Origin of the sequence: Arthrobacter sp. MMS18-M83 (assembly GCF_026683955.1) — a bacterium.
Lineage (GTDB): Bacteria > Actinomycetota > Actinomycetes > Actinomycetales > Micrococcaceae > Arthrobacter.
The window spans coordinates 3,417,402-3,438,798 of record NZ_CP113343.1 but is presented as its reverse complement, the minus strand read 5'-3'; the positions used below and the strand labels follow the sequence as shown (position 1 = coordinate 3,438,798).

General features: G+C 65.2%; 16 protein-coding genes and 1 pseudogene. 3 read left to right on the top strand and 14 right to left on the bottom strand.

All coding sequences use genetic code 11. The annotated features are described in order from the left end of the window. From OW521_RS16290 to OW521_RS16280, 3 genes are all read right to left on the bottom strand, one after another. The gene (locus OW521_RS16290) at positions 1 to 867 is read right to left on the bottom strand and encodes a universal stress protein (protein WP_268020651.1); all 867 of its coding nucleotides are present in this window, start codon (positions 865 to 867) and stop codon (positions 1 to 3) included. Positions 868 to 1,076: 209 nt separating this feature from the next. After that, the gene (gabT, locus tag OW521_RS16285; RefSeq protein ID WP_268020650.1) at positions 1,077 to 2,432 is read right to left on the bottom strand and encodes a 4-aminobutyrate--2-oxoglutarate transaminase; all 1,356 of its coding nucleotides are present in this window, start codon (positions 2,430 to 2,432) and stop codon (positions 1,077 to 1,079) included. Between the two features lie 70 nt (positions 2,433 to 2,502). Beyond that, positions 2,503 to 3,933: a gamma-aminobutyraldehyde dehydrogenase gene (locus OW521_RS16280; RefSeq protein ID WP_268020649.1), complete on the bottom strand. Its 1,431-nt coding sequence runs from the start codon at positions 3,931 to 3,933 to the stop codon at positions 2,503 to 2,505. A gap of 144 nt (positions 3,934 to 4,077) precedes the next feature. Here OW521_RS16280 and OW521_RS16275 point away from each other — a divergent pair, with 144 nt between their 5' ends. The 3 genes and pseudogenes from OW521_RS16275 to OW521_RS16265 all read left to right on the top strand — a co-directional run bounded on the left by OW521_RS16275 (position 4,078) and on the right by OW521_RS16265 (position 7,615). Beyond that, entirely contained in the window at positions 4,078 to 5,520 is a 1,443-nt protein-coding gene (locus OW521_RS16275) for a PucR family transcriptional regulator (RefSeq protein ID WP_268020648.1), read from the top strand. 192 nt (positions 5,521 to 5,712) lie between these two features. After that, positions 5,713 to 6,938, top strand: a pseudogene (locus OW521_RS16270) (MFS transporter). Further along, the gene (locus tag OW521_RS16265; protein WP_268020647.1) at positions 6,935 to 7,615 is read left to right on the top strand and encodes a FadR/GntR family transcriptional regulator; all 681 of its coding nucleotides are present in this window, start codon (positions 6,935 to 6,937) and stop codon (positions 7,613 to 7,615) included. Before OW521_RS16270 ends, OW521_RS16265 begins: the two are co-directional and overlap by 4 nt. A 174-nt stretch (positions 7,616 to 7,789) precedes the next feature. On the opposite strand, the gene OW521_RS16260 is transcribed toward OW521_RS16265, so the two are convergent. From OW521_RS16260 to OW521_RS16210, 11 genes are all read right to left on the bottom strand, one after another. Beyond that, positions 7,790 to 9,169 (bottom strand): MBL fold metallo-hydrolase, encoded by a 1,380-nt coding sequence (locus tag OW521_RS16260; protein ID WP_268020646.1) that lies wholly within the window; start codon positions 9,167 to 9,169, stop codon positions 7,790 to 7,792. 108 nt (positions 9,170 to 9,277) lie between these two features. Then, complete coding sequence (locus OW521_RS16255) at positions 9,278 to 10,744, bottom strand: FAD-dependent oxidoreductase (protein ID WP_268020645.1); 1,467 nt, start codon at positions 10,742 to 10,744, stop codon at positions 9,278 to 9,280. A gap of 98 nt (positions 10,745 to 10,842) precedes the next feature. Continuing rightward, entirely contained in the window at positions 10,843 to 12,099 is a 1,257-nt protein-coding gene (gene cobA, locus OW521_RS16250; protein ID WP_268020644.1) for a uroporphyrinogen-III C-methyltransferase, read from the bottom strand. Between the two features lie 85 nt (positions 12,100 to 12,184). Next, on the bottom strand, positions 12,185 to 13,219 hold the full coding sequence (locus tag OW521_RS16245; protein WP_268020643.1) for an LLM class flavin-dependent oxidoreductase: 1,035 nt from the start codon (positions 13,217 to 13,219) through the stop codon (positions 12,185 to 12,187). Positions 13,220 to 13,254: 35 nt separating this feature from the next. After that, on the bottom strand, positions 13,255 to 14,202 hold the full coding sequence (locus OW521_RS16240) for an ABC transporter permease (protein WP_268020642.1): 948 nt from the start codon (positions 14,200 to 14,202) through the stop codon (positions 13,255 to 13,257). Beyond that, entirely contained in the window at positions 14,192 to 14,929 is a 738-nt protein-coding gene (locus OW521_RS16235; RefSeq protein ID WP_268020641.1) for an ABC transporter ATP-binding protein, read from the bottom strand. The genes OW521_RS16240 and OW521_RS16235 overlap by 11 nt, the downstream gene beginning before the upstream one ends. A gap of 103 nt (positions 14,930 to 15,032) precedes the next feature. After that, positions 15,033 to 16,187, bottom strand: a complete 1,155-nt coding sequence (locus tag OW521_RS16230; RefSeq protein ID WP_268020640.1) for an ABC transporter substrate-binding protein — start codon at positions 16,185 to 16,187, stop codon at positions 15,033 to 15,035. Positions 16,188 to 16,461: 274 nt separating this feature from the next. Next, positions 16,462 to 17,874 carry a sulfate adenylyltransferase subunit 1 gene (locus OW521_RS16225; protein ID WP_268020639.1) on the bottom strand — a complete coding sequence of 471 codons (1,413 nt, stop codon included), beginning with the start codon at positions 17,872 to 17,874 and terminating at the stop codon, positions 16,462 to 16,464. Next, entirely contained in the window at positions 17,874 to 18,860 is a 987-nt protein-coding gene (gene cysD / locus OW521_RS16220) for a sulfate adenylyltransferase subunit CysD (protein WP_268020638.1), read from the bottom strand. Before cysD ends, OW521_RS16225 begins: the two co-directional genes overlap by 1 nt. Continuing rightward, the gene (locus OW521_RS16215) at positions 18,857 to 19,573 is read right to left on the bottom strand and encodes a phosphoadenylyl-sulfate reductase (RefSeq protein ID WP_265977671.1); all 717 of its coding nucleotides are present in this window, start codon (positions 19,571 to 19,573) and stop codon (positions 18,857 to 18,859) included. Before OW521_RS16215 ends, cysD begins: the two co-directional genes overlap by 4 nt. Then, complete coding sequence (locus OW521_RS16210) at positions 19,570 to 21,315, bottom strand: nitrite/sulfite reductase (protein WP_268020637.1); 1,746 nt, start codon at positions 21,313 to 21,315, stop codon at positions 19,570 to 19,572. Before OW521_RS16210 ends, OW521_RS16215 begins: the two co-directional genes overlap by 4 nt. Between the last annotated feature and the right edge of the window lie 82 nt (positions 21,316 to 21,397).

The following is a 21,397-nucleotide window of genomic DNA, read 5'->3' as shown; positions in this document are numbered from 1 at the left end:
CTACGGCATCGAGTCCGCACGCTCGTAATCGCGCGGCACCACCACCATGGGCACCGGCAGCGCCCTGAGGATCTTGTTTGCGGTGCTGCCCATGAACAGTTTGCTTCTTTCCGCCAGGCGCGATGAGCCGATGATGACCACTTCGCCGTCGATCCACTCCAAGCTGTCGATCGCTTCTTCGATGCTGCGGCCGTGGGCAACTTCCACGGTCACATCGTGCCCTTGCGGCAAACGGGAGGCAGCGTTGCTGAGGACAGTGTTGGCGTGGCGATGAGCCGCATTGGTAGCCTCGCCTCCAACGTCGGTGCCGGCGTCGAGCGTCACCAACGACACGAGCCGCAACGGCACGCCCCTGCGGTTGGCCGCACCGATGGCGGTGGCGATCGCAGCGTCGGCCCCGGAGCGCTGCCCCGTGGCCAAAGTGAACCGGGTGACGGGCTCGGTGCGGTTGAATCCGCGCGGCGCCAAGGCCACCGGAACCGGCGAAGCATGGAGCAGCCCGTTGGCCACGCTGCCTACCGTGAACCTCTTGAACAGCCCGTTCCTCGACGCGCCCACCACGATCAGTCCAGCGTCGGTCCCTGCGGCCTGGATCAGCCCTGAAGGGAACGATTCGGCAGGCAACGCGCGGAAGGTGGCCTCGACGTCGTCGGGCACTAACGCGAGGCTCTGGGCTTGCGCGGTCAGGACGGCCTGCTCAGCCGGAGTTGCGCCCGTGCTTTCGGGGTACAGGCCCGAGTAGGGAGTATGCGCGTCCACGACGTACACAAGGTCCAGTACTGCGTCCTGCGCGCGGGCCAGGGATGAGGCCAGGGCAACGGCGTCCGCGCCACGTTCGTTCGGCGTGTAGCCAACTACATATCGCATGAAGACCCCTTTGTCGACGGCGAATTCCAGGGCCCGTCCGGGGAATCCGGGCAACGTTGGCCGGTCTGGATTCGCTAGCTAGGCATGACTCTACCTGCGGAACTGCTTCCCATACCCGGACATGCCCTTTCTTAAATGCCAAGGATGGACATAGTCACACTATGTCCATCCTTGACACGCAGAGGTGGGCATGTCCACCTGGGTTGTGGCTAGGCGTTGGCCTTGATGGCCGCCGCCAGGACCTCGAGCCCGTCGAGGAGCAGTTCGTCGCTGATGACCAGCGGCGGCAGCAGGCGGATGACGTTGCCGTAGGTGCCACACGTCAGGATGATGACGCCTTCCTGGAGACACGCGGCGGCCACGGCCTTTGTCAGTTCGGCGTTCGGTTCCTTGGAGCCGGCCTGGACCAGTTCGATTGCCAGCATGGCACCGCGGCCGCGGACGTCGCCGATAACGGAAACCTCAGCCGCGAGTTCACGCAAGCGGCCGAGGGCGATTTCCTCGATGTGGCGGGCGCGGGCGTTGAGGTCGTGCTGCTCCATGGTGCCGATGGCAGCAAGAGCTGCGGCACAAGCAACCGGGTTCCCGCCGTAGGTGCCGCCGAGGCCGCCCGGATGGACGGCGTCGAGCAGGTCTGCGCGGCCGGTGATCGCGGACAACGGGAGGCCGCCGGCAATGCCCTTGGCCATCGTGATGATGTCCGGGACAACACCCTCGTGGTTGACGGCGAACCATTCACCCGTGCGGCAGAAACCGGACTGGACCTCGTCGGCAATGAAGACGATGCCCTTTTCCTTGGCCCATGCGGACAGCGCCGGCAGGAAGCCTTCGGCCGGGACAATGAAGCCGCCCTCGCCCTGGATCGGCTCGATGATGATCGCCGCAACCTGGTCGCCACCGATCTGCTTCTCGATCATGGTGATGACGCGCTTGGCGGCCTCGGCACCGGTGATTTCCGGGTTTTCCTCGCGGAAAGGGTAGCTCATCGGCATGCGGTAAACCTCGGGCGCGAACGGGCCGAAGTTGGTCTTGTAGGGCATGGCCTTGGCGGTGAGCGCCATGGTCAGGTTGGTGCGGCCGTGATATGCGTGGTCGAAGGCGACGACGGCGTCACGGCCGGTTGCCAAGCGTGCCACCTTGACGGCGTTCTCCACTGCCTCGGCGCCGGAGTTGAAGAGCACGGTGCGCTTCTCGTGGTCGCCAGGGGTTAGGCGGTTCAGCTGCTCGGCGACGGCCACGTAGCCCTCGTACGGGGTGACCATGAAGCAGGTGTGGGTGAAGTGGGCTACAGCGTCCTGGACGGCCGCGACGACGGCGGGGTCCGAGGCGCCAACGCTGGTCACGGCAATGCCGGAGCCGAGGTCGATGAAGGAGTTGCCGTCGACGTCGCGGATGATGCCGCCGTCGGCGTCCTCAACGTAGACCGGCACGCCCGAAGAGACGCCGGCAGCGACGACGGCCGCCCGGCGCTCGTTCAGGGCCTGGGACTTGGGGCCGGGGAAGGCGCCGTTGATGCTGCGCTTCTGGTCCAGGCGGTAGGTGATTTCATGTGCTGTTGCGGTCATGATGGTTCTTTCTTTCTATGCTTGCCGTGTATACGCGTCGGACGCCAGGCGTCCTCGCTATGCGCCTGAGTTATGCATCAAGTGCAGACATCACATGCTTGATGCGCGTGTAGTCCTCGACGCCGTACATGGACAGGTCCTTGCCGTAACCGGACTGCTTGAAGCCACCGTGCGGCATCTCAGCGGTCAGCAGGATGTGGGTGTTGATCCAGACCGCGCCGAAGTCCAAGTCGCGGCTCATCCGCATGGCGGTGCCGTGGTCCGTGGTCCAGACGCTGGAAGCCAGGGCGTATTCGACGTCGTTGGCCAGCTCAAGAGCCTCGGCCTCGGTGGTGAACTTCTGGACGGTGATGACCGGGCCGAAGGTTTCCTTCTGGACGACGTCGTCAGTCTGCTTGGCGCCGGTGATGATGGTGGGCTCAAAGAAGAAGCCCTTGTCACCAGCACGGTGGCCGCCGGTTTCGATCTTGCAGTTGGCCGGGAGGTGTTCCACTACCGAGTTCACGGCGTTGAAGTGGTTCACGTTGTTGAGCGGGCCGAAGTAGTTTTCCTCGTCGTTCTGCGAGCCGGTGTGCAGCGTCTTGGTGTGCTCCACCATCGCGGCAACCATGTCGTCATGGATCGAATCTTCGATCAGCACTCGGGTGATGGCGGTGCAATCCTGGCCGGCGTTGAAGAAGGCGAACTCGGCGATGGCCGCTGCGCTCTTCTTGATGTCGGCGTCCTTGAAGACGATGGCCGGGGCCTTGCCGCCGAGCTCCAGGTGGGCACGCTTGAGACCCTTGGCCGCTCCACTGGCCACGGCAATACCGGCACGGACGGAACCGGTGATCGAGACGAGGCCCGGCACCTTGTGCTCCACCATCATGGAACCGGTGGCCGCGTTGCCGAGGACCACGTTGAGAACGCCGGCCGGGAAGATCTCCCCCGCCAGCCGCGCCAGGACCAAGGTGGATTCCGGAGTGGTATCGGAGGGCTTGAGGACAACCGTGTTGCCCGCCGCGAGGGCGGGGCCGATCTTCCAGATGCCCATGAGGAACGGGTAGTTCCACGGCGCAACCTGGGCCACGACGCCGATCGGTTCGCGGCGGACGTACGAGGTGTGGCCCTCGAAGTACTCGCCGGCAGACTTGCCTTCCATGATGCGCGCGGCGCCGGCGAAGAAACGGAGCTGGTCTGCACCAGCGGCAACCTCCTCGGACGCGATGAGGGCGCGGACCTGGCCGGTGTTGCGGTGCTGGGCCTCAACGAGCTCGTCGCTGTTGGCCTCGATGGCGTCAGCGAGCTTGAGCAGCATGAGCTGGCGCTGGCCAGGCGTGACATGCTTCCAAGACTTGAAGGCTTCCTTCGCCGCGTTCATGGCAGCATCGACGTCGGCCTCTGTGGAGATAGGCGCATGAGCGACAATCTCCCCGTTGGTGGGGTTCACGATGTCGAGCAGTTCGGTGCCTGCCGGCGTGACGAACTCGCCGTTGATGAAGTTCTGCAAGGTTTGGACCACGGTGTACAACCTCTTTCGGTGTCTAGGCATTGGTTGCAGCTGCTCCGAGCCTATGCCAGCACCCCGCGGCGCGGAATAGTCAGGTGCACACCCCGACCACCGCGACTTAGTGCGAATGACCAGTGCCGGGATATCCTTTTTGGCATGGCAATGTCACTCGCCGCGCTCGTCGCCGTCCCCTCTCTTCGGCTGCGCAAAGCCGGACTCGCGGAAACCACTTGGAACGAAGATATCCGCTGGGTGGCCGTGACCGAGCAAGAGGATCCCCAGCGCTTCCTCAACGGCGGCGAGCTGATCCTGACCACCGGGCTCAGGCTCAATGGTGCCGCGGAACAGCGCCGCTTTGTGCGCCAGGTTCAGCGCGCGGGAGCTGTTGGCATCGGCTTCGGTACCGGACTGACCCACGAGGCCGTGCCTCCGGCCCTCATTGCCGAGGCGAACCGCTGGGGCCTGCCCCTCGTGGAAGTCCCATATGAGACCCCCTTCATCGCCATCGGCAAGCTTGTAGCCGATTCCCAATCCGCGGACCACTACTCCAAGCTGGAGCGACTCATCGCCGGGCACCAGATCCTGGCCCGGGCGCTGCTGACCGGTGGCGGGCTCGGCGAGTTGCTCAAGCAATTGGGCAGCATGCTCAGGACGGACATCGCACTCACGCAGTTCAGCGCCCAGCTTTACAACAGCGTGGCTGGGAACCCCGCGCCGACGGCCGACGATTGGGCTTCCTTCCCCATCCCCACTGGCCGCCGCGACGCCTGCACCTTGTGGATCAAACAGCCTTTCGGCGACACCGGAATTGTCGGTTATGCCCAGAACCTGATCAGCGTGGAACTCAACAACATGGTCAAGCAGCGCCAAAGCCAGCGGGCTTTGGCGGGCCAAGTGCTGGACGACGTCATCCACGGAACCCTGGACACGGTCGAAGCCGCCCGCCGACTGGCCGGCGTCGGAATCAACACCACCCGCAAGAATGTGGTGCTGCTGGTGGTCTCCGCCGCCCACCACAAACAGCTCGGCACTACCTCCCTGCCGCAGTCCCTCGACGGCGGGGTGACCGCCGTCGTCGGGAAGGATCTGGTGACGGTAGTGCCCGACGACGGTAGTTCCGCGAGCGCGCTGGCCAAGGATCTCAGCGACCACCTTTTGGAAGCGGGGATTCACGCGGTGATCGGAATCGGTGGCTCCTACACCAAGCCGAACGGCGTGCGATGGAGCTACTTTGAAGCGCGCGACGCCGTCGCGCACGGGCTGCCGGTCAACGAACCTGAGCGGCTCAGCCTGACGTCGCTCCTGCTCGCGAGCGAGGACGTGCCGCTGGCGGACATGGCCAGTGAAGCCCTCACTCCCCTGCGCAAGTTCGACGCCACCCACGGCTCCGAGCTCGTTTCCACGCTGGAAAGCTACCTCAACCACAACGGTTCTGTCGCGGCCGTCGCCGAAGCCCTGACCCTGCACCGAAACACGGTACGGTACCGGCTGGCGCAAATCACGGACCTCACCGGCTACGATCCTGCCCAGACGCCGGACCGGGTTCAGCTGTGGCTTGCCTTGGCGGTGCAACGGCTGGGATCGCGCAACCCGCGCTGAGGGTTGCACGCCGCAGGCCCAACTGACTCGCATTTGTTGTCGTTTTGCGCCCCCAAAACGGCATTAACTGCGAGTCAGTTGGGCTCCCAGCAGCCCTGGAGATTTACACCACAAAACTTCCCAACGCAAACGTCAAACGTCTAACCTTTAGAAATGACCTCGACTCACCCGACACCAGACGCAATGGAAGCAATGACTGTGCCGGGCACCGGCGGAGCCGCGGCGCCGAAATCCCGTCTGGTCGCCGTCGTCGGGATCATCGCCGTCGTCCTCATCGGGCTGAATCTGCGCGCCGGCATTACCAGCGCGGCGGCGCTGTTCCACGATTTGCAAGCATTCCTCGGCTATGGGGCGCTCGTGGCGTCAATCCTTCCGTCCATCCCCTTGCTGTGCTTCGCCGTCGCGGGACTGGGCACCACCTGGCTGTCGCGCCGGATCGGCGTCGAAAAGTCGATCTTCGTGGCACTGGCGATGCTGGCTGCCGGCCTCCTGGTCCGCAGCATCCCCGCAACCGGCGCCCTCCTTGCCGGAACGGTGCTGGCGATGTCCGGCCTGGCGGTGTGCAATGTGGCCATGCCGTCGTACATCCGTGAGCATTACGCGGCGAAGACGTCCATGATGACCGGCCTCTACACCTTCACCATGTCCGGCGGCGCGACCTTCGCCGCGGCGGTCAGCGTACCCCTGGCGCAGCAACTCGGCTCGCCGTCGATGGGTCTGGCAGCATGGGGATCCTTGGCGTCGCCGCACTGCTTGGCTTCCTGCCGATGGTCCTCCACGCCCACCGCTCGTCGCGCAAGGCCAGCCAGGAACACGTTTCCATGTGGCCTCTCCTGCGCACCCGACTGGGATTGCTGATCACCTCCATCTTCACGCTGCAGGCCTTCCTTGCTTATGCCGTGATGAGCTGGTTCGCCTACATCCTGACGAGCCAAGGACTGAGCGCTTCCGAGAGCGGCCTGCAATTCGGTCTCATGCAGCTGGTTTCCGTGGTCGCGGGCATGATCCTCCTGGCCATCGGCTCCCGGCCAGGCATGATGCGGCCCGCTCTGTATCTGGGTAGCGGGACAACACTGGTGGCAATCCCCGCCATGCTGTTTCTGCCGACGTCGCTCGCTGCCGTTCCCGCGGTGATGTTCGGTTTCGGCCTGGGCATCTTCCCGCTGGTCCTCGTGATCATCAGCCGCAGCGGGCGTACGACGGCGGAAACCACCGCCATGTCCACCGTCGCCCAGTCCGTGGGCTACTTGATCGCGGCCTTGGGACCGTTCGGCATGGGGGTGCTCCACAGTGCTACTGGCGCCTGGACACTCCCCCTTGCGCTCCTGGCCGCAGTAGCCCTTGCGCTCATGGTGACCTGCCATTTACTGACCAGCAAGCGCACGCCGATCAAGGCCGGACCGAGGCCGGTCGTATGAGCCTGGTTCCTTCGCACCGTCCCGTCCTGGCCGATGAGGTCACCAGCCAGCTGCGCGGCATGATCCAGTCCGGAGAGTGGCCCCTGCAGGAGAAAATTCCGGCTGAGCCGGAGCTCATGGCCTCGCTCGGAGTCTCCCGCGGCACGCTCCGCGAAGCCATCAAAGCCTTGGCCCACAGCGGCATGCTCGAAGTCCGCCGCGGCGACGGCACTTATGTCCGCGCCACCAGCGAGATCTCCGGCGCGGCCCAGCGGATGTACAAGGAGCATACGCAGGAGCACGTGGTCGAGGTCAGGGTGGGGCTGGACACCCAGGCCGCGCGGCTGGCCACGAAGCATGCCACAGGCGAGGATATCGCCGCCATGCGGGCCCTTCTCGAAGTCCGCCACGACGCGTGGCTCGCGGCCGACTACCCCGCATGGGCCCGCGCGGATTGGGATTTCCACGAACGGGTGGCGCTGGCTTCGGGCAACCCGTTGCTCCACCAGCTGTATGTGTCCTTCGGCGGGGTCTTCCACGACGATCTCCTGCGCCAGCAGCGCAAGGCCGGCTTCAACGGCATTCCTCACGAAGGCCACGACGAGCTCGCTGACGCCATCGAGGCGCGCGACGAGGCTGCCGCCGTCGCGAGCGTGTACCGCAACCTGGACTTCGCCGCGGAGTGGCTCAACAGCTGACGCACGCTCACATCTGTCGGACTTTTTCCCAACGCCCGCTCACATCTGTCGGACTTTTTCCCCACGCCCGCTCACATCAGGTGAGCGAGGATCCGCAGGAAACACCCTAAAGGTGAGCGAGCGTCGGCGGGAAACACCCTAAGGGTGAGCGGGGATCCGCAGCAGCCCGAGCATCTAGGCCGGAGCGGAGCTCGCCAATTCGACGCCGGCGCCTGAGGCCTCGCGGAAGGCTGCGTCAACGAGCACGACGTCGCGGCCATCCCTGTGCAGCAAGCTTGCGGCAACACCGGCCCGGTAGCCGGAGGTGCAGTGCACCCAGATCCTCGCGTCCGGCAACTGCTCCATCCGGAGCAATAGCTCATGAAGCGGAACGTTCACCGCGCCTTGCACGTGCGAGGCGCCAAATTCCTCGGTTCGTCGCACGTCCAGCACCGTGTCTCCGGGGGTTCGGGAGCGCACCAACCCCGTCCAGTCGGTGCGCGGATAGCTCACCAAAGGGGTGCCGGGAGCAAGCTCTTTGGGATCCCCTCCGACTGCGGCGTCCGGGGAGTCGATTCCGATCCTCGCGAGGTCGCGGACGGCCTTTTCGACGTCGTCGTGGTCGCCCAGCAGGGTGAGCGGCTGGTTCCATGGCAGGACCCAGCCCAGGTAGCTCGTGAAGCTCGATCCCGTCCCGTATTCAAAGGCCACGCTGCCGCGCAAATGGCTTGCGGCGAATGCCACGCGGTTACGCAGGTCCACCACCCATTCCCCACCCTCGAGCCGGCGCCCCAACTCCGCGCCTTCCACCGATTCCGGTACATTCAGCTCCGCGGGGCCCGGACCAAGGGAATTGAGCGGGCTCATGTGCGCGTAGTAGCTCGGGTAGGCCGTGATATTGGCGAGGAGGTGCTGGACAAAATGGTCTTCGTCCGGGTCGGTGAGCGCATTGTTGGTGGCGGCTTGCTCCCCGATCGTCGAGGCGGGGATCCTGCTCGCGGGACCGATGGAGCAAAAGGAACCGAAGCCATGCGTGGGATACAGAATCGCGTCCGGAGCTGCCTCAGCCACGAGCCGCCGAACTGAGGAGTACTGGTCATGGGCCAGCCCGGCCGTGTCTTCGGAAGCAATCAAATCAGTCCGGCCCACCGAACCGTAGAGCAGGCTGCCACCCGAAAACACCGCTTGCCGCACGCCCGCTCCGGGGTCGGGGTCCGACACCACATAGGCCAGGTGCGTGTGGGTATGGCCAGGGGTGGCCACTGGCTTGACGGAAAGTCTGCCTACCTTGAACGCCTGCCCAGGAACAACAGGATCACGTTCAAACGCCACACTGTCCGCTGCATTCACCAAGTAGCGGGCGTTGTGGTCCTGCGCAAGGATGAGGCCACCCGTGAGGTAGTCGTTGTGGAGGTGCGTTTCAGCGACGTGGGTGATGGCCACGCCAGCGTTTCGCGCTGCTGTTTCAACGCGGTCGGTATCCCGCTGGGGGTCGACGACGAGCGCAACAGTACCGTCATGAACCAGGTAGCTGCGGTCCCCCAGCTGGGTCGTTTCAACGACGACAACTTCCATGAGGCGAGTCTAACCCCGCCACTTATGAACAACGCGGGGTCACTTCGCGCCGATTCCGATGCTCCGGATGGGCGCTAAGTGACCCCGCGTTGCTCTAAGGCAGTGGTCCTAGACCTGGGCCGCCACGCCGTCGCGGGAGATGTCCACCATGTCCTCGCGCGGGACAACCTTGATGCGTTCGCGCTGGACCTCGACGCCGTGGGAGGCGCCGGCGTCGGAAGCGGCTGCGCCAAGGGCAAGCTCGTGGGCATCCAGCGCCAGCCAGCCTTCCCAGCTGGTGAACTTCACGCCGCGGGCGTCCAGGAGATCGACGACGACGTCCGCCTCGGGAACCGGGGCGAACGGCAGGTTCTCGCGGTCTTCCAGGAGGTACGTGACCGTCTCCAGTGCGTCACCCTTGGTGTGCCCAATCAAGCCGATGGGGCCGCGCTTGATCCAACCCGTGGCGTACAGGCCAGGAACGTGCTCGCCAGAAGCGTCGACCACACGGCCGCCGTGGTTGGCAATGACGCCCTTCTTGTGGTCGAACTCAACGTCCGGCAGGGCGGAGCCGAAGTAGCCGATGGCGCGGTACACGGCCTGGACCGGGTAGTCGACGAATTCGCCCGTACCGCGCGCGTTGCCCGTGCCGTCCAGCTCGGTGCGTTCGAACTTGATCGCGGCAACCTTGCCCGGAGCTTCTGTGGAATCCACGATCTCCACAGGGCTGTGCAGGAAGTGCAAGTGCAGGCGGCGGGAGGCCTTGAGCTCGGAGAGGTCCTCGGGCTGCTCTGCGATCCAGTTGGTGAGGGTACCCACCATGGTCTTGGTCTGGTTGTTCGTCTGGATCTGGCGGTCCGACTCTTCGTCGAACTCGAAGTCCTCGGCGTAGAGGATGATGTCCACATCCTTGGAGTGCGACAGTTCGCGGAGCTCCAGCGGGGTGAACTTCACCTGTGCCGGTCCGCGACGGCCGAAGACGTGGACGTCCGTGACCGGAGATGCCTTGAGGCCGGCGTAAACGTTATCCGGGATTTCGGTGACCAGGAGGTCATCGGCGTGCTTGGAGAGGACGCGGGCCACGTCCAGTGCCACGTTGCCGTTGCCGAGCACAGCCACGGAGGTGGCTTCCAACGGCCATTCGCGGGAGACGTCGGGGTGGCCGTCGTACCAGGACACGAAGTCGGCGCCGCCGAAGGAGCCCTCAAGCTCGATGCCCGGGATGTTCAGGTCCGCGTCCTTGATGGCGCCGGTGGCGAAGATGACGGCGTCGTAGTGTGTGCGGAGGTCGTCGATGGAGATGTCCGTGCCGTAGTCCACGTTGCCGAAGAAGCGGATGTCGCCGCGGTCCAGGACCTTGTGCAGGGCGTTCACGATGCCCTTGATTCGGGGGTGGTCCGGGGCGACGCCGTAGCGGATGAGGCCGTAGGGGGCCGGGTAGCGGTCGAAGAGGTCGATGCTGACAGTCAGCTCGCCGCTCTTGACGGCCTCGCTCTTCGTCAGGATGTCCGCAGCGTAGACGCCGGCCGGGCCGGAGCCGACGACGGCGACGCGCAGCGGGCGTGCAGCGGTTCCTACGGTGGTGCTAGATGACACGGCTGTGTTCCTTTTCAGTGTGCTTCCCAACTAGCCCGCAATTGTTGTCGTTTTGAGAGCTCATAACGACACCTACTGCGAGCTAGTTGGGTGAGGGGCTAGGGGGTAACGACGCGGGGCTTGTTGGGGGTCAGGGTGCTGTAGTCAGCGGTCTTGAAATGCTCGGGGGCGAACGGGCTGACACGCACCACATCGCCGATCACAATCACTGCAGGATTTGCAACGCCGGTTGCCTCGGCTTGGTCGGCGATGGTTGCCAAGGTGCCGATCGTGACGCGCTGTTCAGGCATGTAGCCGTTCTCTACGATACCTACCGGCGTGTCCAAGGGCATTCCGGAGTCCGCGAGGGCAGCCGCGGATTCGCGGAGTTTGGCGACACCCATGAGCAGGATCACGGTGTGGTCGGGACGGGCCGGGACCTCGGACAGTTCTTCATGGCCGGTCACCACGCTGAAACCCTTTGCGAGTCCGCGGTGCGTCACGGGAATGCCTGCTGCCGCCGGCACGGAAATCGCCGAGGTGACACCGGGAACCACTTCAACCTCGACGCCGTTCTGCCGGCAGAATTCCGCTTCCTCGCCACCGCGGCCCAAGACATAGGGGTCGCCGCCCTTGAGCCTGACCACGCGGTGGCCGGCTAGCGCTTCTTCCACCAGGATCCGGTTGATCTCCAGTTGCGGCACGGGGTGGTGGCCAGGGGCCTTGCCGACCTCGATCACGCGGACGTCCGGAGCGAGTTCCTGCAGCAAGTCGCGCGGTCCGAGGCGGTCCGCGACGACGACGTCGGCCTGGCCCAAGAGACGGCGTCCGCGGACCGTGATGAGCCCCGAGTCGCCGGGACCGCCACCCACGAGGGCGACGCTTCCGGTTGAAGCACGACGACGGCGGAGCGGCAGGTCGCCGACCTCAAGTGCGGTAGCAACGGCGTCGCGCAAGGCCATGGCGCGGCGAGGGTCTCCCCCGGCGTTGATCGCGATCTTGACATCGTCCACAACGGCCACGGCCGGGGTCCATGCCGCGGAGGACTCGTGGTCCGAGGCGTTGACGCACCAGATGCGCTGCGCCTCGGCGTCGGCGGCTACCTGGGCGTCAACAGCGGCAACGCCAGTGGCCGTCTGGACGAACCAGACGCCGTCGACGTCGGAGGAAAGGTAAGTGCGCGGCTCCCAGGTGAGCAGGCCGGAGGCTGCGAGTTCGCGGAGCGCGTCAGAGGCAACGGGGGCCACCACGGTCACCCGGGCGCCGGCGTCGAGCAGTCCCTTGGCGCGTCGCGCAGCCACGGGTCCGCCGCCCACCACCAGCACCGGGCGGCCGAGCAGCCGCAGGGCTGTGGGGTAGATGTCCTGTATTGCCATGAAAAAACTGTAGGGCCGGGCCGTAACATGCTTCAAAGGTCCGGAAACACCAGTTCACGCTAGGTAACCCTGCGTCACATTCCTCTTACCCTGTGGGTGCTTCCCAGCCGATCGCCGGGGCCACGTATTTGGCGATGTTGCCCAGCAGCTTGGCGTTGTACTCAACCCCGAGTTGGTTGGGCACGGTTACGAGCACTGTGTCCGCAGCCTGGACCGCGGCGTCCTTCGCGAGGTCCTCCGCCAAGGCATCGGGCTCGCCGACGTAGCTCTTTCCGAAACGTGACAAGGCACCGTCGAGCATGCCCACTTGGTCGCGGTTCTCCACCTGAGCGCGGAGCCCGAAGTAATGTTCGTCCTCGGCGTCGACCACGGGAATGATGCTGCGGCTGACCGAGACTCGCGGCTCAAAACCGTGACCGGCTGCTGCCCACGCCTCCCGGAACATCCTGATCTGTTCAGCCTGGAGCTGGTCGAACGGAACCCCGGTGTCCTCGGTGAGGAGCGTGGAACTCATCAGGTTCATGCCCTGTTCCGCGGCCCAGACGGCAGTCTTGCGAGTGCCGGCGCCCCACCAAATGCGCCGCGGCAGCCCGGGCGACGTCGGCCGGATCGGCAGAAGACCACGGCCACCGCCCATGAAGGAGGGGTCCGCCTCCGCCACGCCATGGCCTGCGATGGCGTGGCGGAATACTGCGGTGTGGCGCCGGGCCATGGCGGCATCATCTTCGCCCTCGGCTGGCGCGTAGCCGAAGTACCTCGCGCCGTGCAGTGCCGGCTCGGGTGAACCGCGGCTGATGCCCAACTGGAGCCTGCCTTGGCTAATGAGATCCGTGGCTGCTGCTTCTTCGGCCATGTACAACGGGTTCTCGTAGCGCATGTCGATCACGCCGGTGCCCATCTCGATCCGGCTTGTCCGGGCCGCAATGGCCGCCAACAGGGGGAACGGCGAGGCCTGCTGGCGCGCAAAATGGTGTACGCGGAAGAATGCTCCGTTGATGCCGAGCTCCTCCGCTGCGACTGCGAGGTCGATCCCTTGCAGCAGGGCGTCGCCGGCCGAAGGAGTCAACGAGCCTTGGACCGGCCCCCAATGGCCGAAGGAGAGAAAACCGATTCGTTTCATGCCCGCGTCAACCACAGGGTGGGCCGGGGAATTCCTTAGCGCGTGCTCCCCGCCAGCAGGCCGCGGCGCAACAGGAGGCGGCGCTCAATCGGGGCGAACACCACGAGCTCGATCAGGATGCCCACAAACAGGATGGCCAGGATCGCGGACATGACGGTGGCCATGTCGGACAAGGTGCGGCCCTGGTCCAAGAGCGAACCGAGCCCGAAACCGATGGTGCCGCCCACCGCGATGATTTCGGCAGCCATGAGGGATCGCCAGGAGAAAGCCCAACCCTGCTTGAGGCCGCCGAGGTAGCCGGGAAGGGCCGCCGGCAGGACAATCTGCAAGGCCATCTGTAGTCGCGATGCCCCGAGGACCTTGCCCACGCTCCGGTACTGCGGCGGGATCTGGTCGACGCCGGAAATCAGCCCATTGATGATGGATGGAATGGCCCCCATCAGAACGACGAAGTACACGGTGCCGTCCGATAGTCCGAACCAGATGATGGCGGCCGGAACCCACGCCACGGACGGAAGCACCTGCAGCCCCGAAATGAGCGGCCCGAAGGCACGGCGCAGCGGCTGCACCTGCGCGAGGAGCAGGCCGAGCGGGGTGGCCACGGCAACACTGATCAGGAACCCGATCACGCCGCGCTGGAGTGAGGTCAGGACGGCTTCCTGGGCCTTGCCCTCGGCCCAAAGAGCACCGAACTGGCTGAGGACATCAAGCGGGCCGGGAACTTGGTCACGGCGTTTGAACCCGAGGGAGACGTAGAACTGCCACGCCAGGATGAGCACCAGGAGCGCCGCAATGGGGAGGATGACCCGGGTCCAGTCAATGCGCGCCTTGCGGTGTGCGTCCGACTGCAATTTGTCCAGGCCGGCCTCAAGATCCCGGAGTTCGTCCGGGTTTCCCTTCAGGGACGGCGAGGTGATGTGCCGGGACTCCGAAGCTTGCTCGGCGTTCTCCTCGACAAGTCGGGTTTCCTGTTCAATTGGCATGGCGGCGGATCTCCTCGCGCAGGCGGCGGGTAATGGTTCCAGTCAGTTCCCCGGCACGGCCGGCGTCGGTCCGGTGTTCCTCGGAGACGGCCCATTCGGCCACAACCCGTCCCGGACGGGAGGACAGCAAGAGCACCCGCTGGCCCAGCCGCACGGCTTCGCGCACGTTGTGGGTCACGAACACGATGGTGCGGCCGGTCTCCTTCCATATCCGCTCCAGCTCGTCGTGGAGAAGGTCGCGGGTGATGGCATCGAGCGCGGCGAACGGCTCGTCCATAAGCAGCAGCTGCCGGTCCTGGGCCAAAGCGCGGGCCAGCGCGACGCGCTGCCGCATGCCTCCGGAGAGCTCGTGAGGGCGCTTGTCCCCCGCGCCGCCCAAGTGGACAAGGTCCAACAGTTCGCCTGCACGCGCAGCGCGCGAAGCCTTGCTCGTGCTGCCGGACTTGTCGGCCAGCTTCAGCGCCAGCTCGATATTGCCGCGGGCCGTGAGCCACGGAAACAACGCAGAATCCTGGAACATGAAGGCGGCGCCGTCGCTGGGCACCTCCAGAGCGCCCGACGTCGGCTGGTCCAGTCCCGCGAGGATGTTCAGCAGGGTGGATTTGCCGCAGCCGGACGCACCCAGCAGCGCAACGAACTCGCCCTGCTGGATGGTGGCGTTGACGTCGTCCAACACCGGGGCGCCGTCGCCGAAGCGTTTACCCAGGTGTTCCAGTACGACTGGCATGGTCCCGTCCTTCGTTTGTTGCTTCGTTTATTGAATGTGCACCCAACTAACTGGCAGTTGTTGTCGTTATGAGCCATCAAAACGACAACAACTGCTAGCCAGTTCAGTCCTGGCCCAGTCCTGCGGCCGATGTCTTCTGTCCCGTGACGACGTTGAGGGCGCGGAGATCGAAGATCCCGTTGATGTCGGCCGGTTTGGTGATGCCGGCGTCCACGCCGTCCTGGAGGAGTTTCTTGTAGGTTCCGGCGAGCGGGTCCACGGTGAAGGTGATGTTCTTCAGGGAGCGGTCGATCACGTCGGCCGGGAGGGTGTTGCCCGCGGTCGCCTTCAGGGCGGCGTTGATGGCGGTGGCCTTGTCCGCGGCCGAGGCCGTGTTGAGCCACTTGACGGAGGCCTCGTGGCCCTGGAGCAAGGCGGTCACGGTCTCGGGGTGTTCTGCGGCGAACTTCTTGCTGACGATCAGGATGGTAGTGGGAAACTCATCCTTGTCCCACAGGTCCTTTTCGTCCACCAACACCTTGCCTCCGGCCTGGAGCACCAGGCGGGAGGCCCACGGCTCTGGCAACCACGCGCCGTCGAGCTTTCCATCCTGGAAGAGCTTGAGGGTCTGGGCGTTCTCGGTCGGGTTGACGGCGACGTCGCCGCCGCCGTTCGGGTTGGTCTTCAGGCCTTGCTTGCCCAGCCAGGCGCGCAGCGCCACGTCCTGGGTGCCGCCGAGCTGTGGAGACGCCAGGGTCTTGCCCTTGAGGTCCGCGGCGGAGTTGATCCCGGGCTTGACCACCAGCTGGGCGCCGCCCGAGGCCGCGCCGGCGATGATGCTGATGGATTCTCCCTTGCTCTGGACGAAGGAGTTGATGGCCGGATTCGGTCCGATGTATGTGGCGTCGATCGCGCCGGCGTTCAGGGCCTCGATCGCGGCGGGTCCGGCGTTGAACACCTGGGTGCTCAGCTTCGTGCTGCCCAATTTGCTGGCGATGATGCCCTTGCTCACCCCGACCAGGGCCGGGGCGTGCGTGACGTTGCCGAAGTAGCCCAGCCGCAGCTCCGCCGCGGGCGACGTGGCCGCCGCGGGCTTCGTTTCGTTGTTCTTCGCGACAACCGATGCGACGGCGGCGCCCGCGCCGATCAGGAGGACGAGGCCAACGGCGATGCCGATCTCGAGCGCGCGGCGGCGCTTGGGCTTGTTGCTTTCACCCGCGACGATACGGACGGTTCCCGGGTTCGGTGCCGGCGGCGTGGGTTCTGGAGTCTTTGACATGGTGATCCTTGAAGTGCATGGAGGGGTTGGGCGGGTTGTCAGGCCCCGCGACATCGCCCCGGGAGGGCAGGCAAGGACCAATCCGAAGAGGTCATGGATTCACCATAGGGACTGTCATAATTGCCGTTCAATGACCCGGAAACCCGGGGTCACGCACGTTCATGCGGCGTCACAATTCTCCCGGCCCCAATGCGAAAAACCGCAGCTTGTTTCCTATCCCGGGCCTTGAAGGCGGGGTTTGGGAAACAAGCTGCGGTTTCGCTGACCAACAAGGTCAGATGACGTAACGTTCGTCTTCGTGATCGCCCGGGTGGTCCTTCACCAAACCGGCGGCCAAGGTGTTGCCGTCCACGGGATCGATCACCAGGAACGCGCCCGTGCGGCGGTGGTGCAGGTAGTTCTCCAACGGCAGCGGCGCGGCGAGTCGAAGTTGGGCGTTGCCGATGTCGTTCAGCTCAAGGCTGGATGCAGCTTCCACGTTGAACGTGGCCAGGTCCAACTTGCCCGTCACATTGCGCACCAGCGCCTGGACAGTGCGGGTGCCGTGCTTCACGATCACCTTGGCACCTTCGCGCAGCGGCTTCGGCGAGAGCCAGCACAGCGCCGCGTACAGGTCGGCCGAGCTCTCGCGCACCGTTCCTGCCGCGGCAATGGTGTCACCGCGCGCGATGTCGATCTCATCAGCCAAGCGGATCGCCACTGACTGAGGAGCAGTGGCCTCGACCAGCTCGTTCCCGGCGAAGTCGATCCCCGTCACCGTGGTGATCCGGGGCTCATGGCCCGGGCTCAGGACGGTGACCTTGTCGCCGAGCTTCACGGTCCCTTCCGTGATCTGGCCGGCGTAGGCACGGTAGTCGCGGTACGCCTCGACGTCGAGCCCTGCGGCGACGGCGTCGGGAGCCAGCGCGCCTTGCGGGCGGATGACCAGCTGGACCGGGAAGCGGAAGCTTTCCAGGTGGCTTTCAAGTTCGTCGGCGGCCGGAAGGGTTTCCAAGACCTCGAGCAGTGCGGGACCGCTGTACCAAGGGGTGCGGTCCGAGCGATCCACCACGTTGTCGCCGTCGAGCGCTGACACCGGGATGACCACGACGTCGGCAATGCCGTCGCTGCCCAAGCCAAGCTCACGCGCAACTTTCCGCACGTCAGTCTCGATTTCGCGGAAGACGGACTCACTGAAGTCCACGAGGTCGATCTTGTTCACGGCGACAATCACATGCGCCACGCGCAGCAACTGCAGCACGGACAGGTGCCGGCGGGTCTGCTCCAGGACTCCCTTGCGGGCGTCGATGAGCACGACGACGGCGTCCGCAGTGGACGCGCCCGTCACCGTGTTCTTGGTGTACTGAACGTGGCCCGGGCAGTCCGCGAGGATGAAGCTGCGGCGGTCGGTGGCGAAGTAGCGGTAGGCGACGTCGATGGTGATGCCTTGTTCCCGCTCAGCACGAAGGCCGTCGGTCAGGAGGGCAAGGTCGATCGCTTGAGTGCCTGTGGCACCGGCTCCACCGAAGCCACGGTCGGCTGAGGTGCGGGCCACGGCGTCGAGCTGGTCGGCGAGGATCGCCTTGGAATCGTGAAGCAGGCGTCCCACCAGGGTGGACTTGCCGTCATCGACGGACCCGGCAGTGGCAAAGCGAAACAGGGTGGATTCGCGCAGACCGGTCTCCAGGAGTGAAGTCTCAGTGCTCATTAGAAGTAGCCGTCCTTCTTGCGGTCTTCCATGGCTGCCTCGGAGATGCGGTCATCTGCACGGGTGGCGCCACGTTCGGTGAGTGTGGATGCGGCAACTTCGACGACGACGTCGGCAACGGTGCGGGCGTCGGAAAGGACGGCGCCGGTGCAGGACATGTCGCCTACCGTGCGGTAACGCACGAGCTTCGTAATGACTTCTTCATGGGGTTTAGGCATGGAGACTTCACCCACTGCGCGCCACATGCCGTCGCGCTCGTAGACGTCGCGCTCGTGGGCGTAGTACAAACCGGGCAACTCAATGCCTTCGCGCTCGATGTAGCGCCAGACGTCCAGCTCGGTCCAGTTGCTGATGGGGAACGCCCGGACGTGCTGGCCGACGGTGTGGCGGCCGTTGTACAGGTTCCACAATTCGGGGCGCTGGTTGCGGGGATCCCACTGGCCGAACTCGTCACGGAGGCTCAGGATGCGTTCCTTGGCACGGGCCTTGTCCTCGTCACGACGGCCGCCGCCGAAAACGGCGTCGAACTTGTTGCGCTGGATGGCATCCAAGAGGGGTACTGTCTGCAGCGGGTTGCGGGTGCCGTCGGCACGTTCGGCAAGTTCGCCACGGTCGATGAACTCCTGAACGGAGCCAACCACGAGCTTGAGGCCCAGGCGCTCCACCGTGCGATCACGGAAATCAATGACCTCAGGGAAGTTATGGCCTGTGTCCACGTGCAAGACGGGGAACGGTACCTTGCCCGGCCAGAACGCCTTGGTAGCCAGGTGCAGCATGACCACGGAATCCTTGCCGCCGGAGAACAGCAACGCAGGCTTCTCGAACTCGGCAACAACTTCACGGATGATGTGAATGGCCTCGGACTCGAGGGTGTCGAGGCTGGACAGGCGGGCCGAACGCAGAGCCGGAGCGGCAGTCGGCGTCTCAGCAGCGTCGGTTTCCAGCACAGACAGCTCCAGGTCCTCGTTGGTGATTTGGGTGCTCATACGTGTAGTCCGCATTCTGTCTTGTCGGTCCCTGCCCAGCGGCCGGAGCGTGGGTCCGCTCCCGGGGCCACTTTCCTGGTGCACGGCTGGCATCCGATGGACGGGTAGCCCTGGCTCAGGAGGGGGTTGACGGGAAGGATGTTGTCTTCGGAGTACTGGACCAACTGGTCGAAGCTCCAATCGGCCATCGGGTTGACCTTGACCAGGCCGTTCGTCTCGTCCCAGGTGATCAGAGGAGTGTTGGTCCGGGTGGGGGCCTCGTCGCGGCGGACACCGGTGAACCAGACTTCGTAGCCTGCGAGGGTCCGTCGCAGCGGCTGGACCTTCCGGAGCGCGCAGCACTGAGCGGCGTCGCGGGCAAACAAGTCTTTGCCGAGAAGGCGGTCCTGCTGCTCCACGGTGTTCTCCGGGAGCACGTCAACGATGTTCACGCGCAGGTTCGCGGCGACCTCATCCCGTGTGGCGTGGGTTTCCGGGAAGTGGTAACCGGTCTCCAGGAAGAGTACGTCGACGCCGGGAAACTGGTCCGCGACGAGAGCCGGCAGCACGGCGTCGGCCATGGAGCAGGCCACGGCGACGGCGGGCAGGTCGAAGTTGCGGGCCACCCAGGCGATGACGTCGCGGGCGGGCGCGTTCCAGCCGAGCTCTGCGGCACCGGATTCGGCGAGGGCCTTGAGTTCGTCGTGGGAGCGGAGCTTGGTGCTGGTGGTCACTGGAGATCTCCTTCATCTGCGGAGTGTGCCCATTCGGCGAAGGTCTGGCCCTCGGCGCGGTCTGCCACGAATTTCCGGACTACCCGCTCTACGTAATCGGGCAGGTCCTCGACGTAAACCTTAAGGCCGCGCACGGTCCGGCCGAGGCCTGCTTCTTCGCGGCTGGACGAAGCCAGCCCGCCGCCCAAGTGGACCTGGAAACCCGGGGTGGGGTCGCCGTCGGGCGTTGGCAGCATCATGCCCTTGAGCCCGATGTCCGCGGTCTGGATGCGGGCGCAGGAGTTGGGGCAGCCGTTGATGTGCAGGGACAGGGCCTGCGGCAGCTGACCGCTGTCCGCGAGGTCGGCCAGGCGGCGTTCCAGTTCAGCGACGGCGGTTGCTGCCGTGACCTTGGTTTCCACGATGGCGAGTTTGCAGAACTCGATGCCGGTGCAGGCGATGGTACCGCGGCGGAACACGGACGGGCGGGCGGAGAGGCCCAGGGTGTCCAGCTCGGCTACGAGCGGCTCCACCTGCTCCTTGGCGACGTCCAGCACAACGATCTTCTGGTGCGGTGTAGTGCGCAGGCGGAACGAGCCGCGGGCTTCGAGGGTGTCCGCGAGCTTTACGAGCTGGCTGCCGGAGAGACGTCCGGCCAAGGGCGTGGCGCCGATGAAGAACTTGCCGTCCTTCTGCTCGTGGATGCCGACGTGGTCACCCGGCGTCGAAGGCTTGGGCGCCGCGGGGCCGTCCGCAAGCTTGAAGCCGAGGTATTCGTCTTCAAGGATCTGGCGGAACTTCTCCGGACCCCAATCGGCCAGGAGGAACTTCAGGCGGGCCTTGGTGCGCATGCGGCGGTAGCCGTAGTCGCGGAAGATGCTGGTGACGCCGAGCCATACTTCGGCGGCTTCCTCGGGCTTCACGAACGCGCCGAGCCGCTTGGCCAGCATGGGGTTGGTGGAGAGGGCGCCACCTACCCAGAGGTCGTAGCCGACGCCGAGTTCGGGGTGGACCATGCCGACCAGACCGAAGTCGTTGATCTCGTGGACGACGTCCTGCGAGGGGTGGCCGGTGATGGCGGTCTTGTATTTGCGCGGCAGGTTCGCGAGCTCGGGATCGCCGATGAAGCGCTCCGCGAGTTCGTGGATCAGCGGCGTGGGGTCGATGATCTCGTCCTTGGCGATACCGGCCACCGGGGAGCCCAGGATGACGCGCGGGACGTCGCCGCAGGCCTCGGTGGTGGACAGGCCAACGGATTCGAGGCGACGCCAGATCTCCGGCACGTCCTCAACGCGGATCCAGTGCAGCTGGATGTTCTGCCGGTCAGTCAGGTCGGCGCTTCCGCGAGCGAAGTCAACGGAAATCTGGCCGATCACGCGCAGTTGCTCGGTGGTGAGTGCACCGCCGTCGATTCTGACGCGGAGCATGAAGTACTTGTCCTCGAGCTCGTGCGGCTCAAGGGTGGCGGTCTTGCCGCCGTCGATCCCGGGCTTGCGCTGGGTGTAAAGGCCCCACCAGCGGAAGCGGCCGTGCAGGTCCGTGCCGTCGATCGAGTCGAAGCCGTGCTTGGAGTAGACAGACTCGATACGCTCGCGGACGTTCAGCCCGTTGTCTTCCTGCTTCCAGGTCTCGTTGGCGTTGAGGGGCGCAGTGCCATCAACCTTCCACTGGCCATGGGGTTTAGCGGCAGGACGGGCGGTGCGGGCCGGGCGCTGGGGTGCAGCCTCGTCCGCAGACGCTCCGGCTAGAGCTGTATCAGTCATGCATCGACTGTAGAACCGCCCAGATTTCTCCAACAATGGAGCAGAAACGAAGAGTCACCTAGGGAAACATTTCGTCACGAAC